This is a genomic window from Streptomyces sp. NPDC111656 (assembly GCF_055656965.1).
This window is the reverse complement of record NZ_JBVKCA010000089.1, coordinates 1-1,069: the sequence shown is the minus strand read 5'-3', so window position 1 is coordinate 1,069 and position 1,069 is coordinate 1. Positions and strand designations below refer to the sequence as shown.

1 protein-coding gene is annotated in these 1,069 nt (G+C 69.3%); it reads left to right on the top strand.

The window, feature by feature from the left end; all coding sequences use genetic code 11:
- Window positions 1-1,069, top strand: a 1,069-nt coding sequence (locus ACZ7M3_RS52875; RefSeq protein ID WP_472073998.1) for an MMPL family transporter, incomplete at both ends; no start/stop codon positions are given.

Sequence of the window (1,069 nt, the reverse complement as noted above, 5' to 3'; positions counted from 1 at the left end):
TCGGCCTCGCCTGCGGCATCGACTACGCCGTCTTCATCGTCTCCCGCTACCGCGAGGAACGCGCCAAGGGCCACACCCCGCAGGAAGCCGCGGGCCTCGCCACCGGAACCGCCGGATCCGCCGTCGTCTTCGCCGGCCTCACCGTCGTCATCGCCCTCGCCGGCCTGTCCGTCGTCGGCATCCCCATGCTCACCAAAATGGGCCTCGCCGCCGCCGGAGCCGTCATGGTCGGCGTCCTCATCGCACTGACGCTCGTCCCGGCCCTCCTCGGCTTCTGGCCCAACGCCGTACTCTCCCGCCGCTCCCGCAAGACCGGAGAGATCAAGGAAGGCGGCGAGAACAACGGCGGCAGCCGCTGGGCACGCTTCGTCCTGCGCCGTCCCCTCCCGGTGCTTCTGCTGTCGGTCGTGGGCCTGGGAACGCTCGCCGTACCGGTGATGGACCTCCAGCTGGGTACGACCGGAGACGAGGCCAAGCCCACCTCCACCACCGAGCGCCGCGCCTACGACGACCTCGCCAAGGGCTTCGGCCCCGGCTTCAACGGCCCCCTGTCGATCGTCGTGGACGCCAAGGGCGCCGCGAACCCCAAGACCGCGGTCACGACCATCGAGAAGAAAATCAAGGCCACCGACGGGGTGGTGTCCGTCTCCCCCGCACGCTTCAACCCCGCGGGTGACACCGCGGTCTTCTCCGCCGTCCCCTCCACCGCGCCCACCGACACGAAGACCCAGGACCTCGTCAAGACCATCCGGAACGAGCGCCCCGCCACCGAGGCCTCGACCGACGGCGCGAGCTTCGAGGTCACCGGCACCACCGCCCTGAACATCGACATGGCGGAGAAGACCCAGAAGGCCCTGATCCCCTATCTGATCGTGGTGGTCGGCCTGGCCATCGTGCTTCTGCTGGTGGTCTTCCGCTCGATCCTGGTCCCGATCAAGGCGGCCGTCGGCTTCCTCCTGTCCGTGCTCGCCGCACTCGGCTCCGTCGTCGCCGTCTTCCAGTGGGGCTGGCTGGCCTCGCTCCTCGGCGTGGAGACCACCGGTCCGATCATGAGCCTCATGCCGATCTT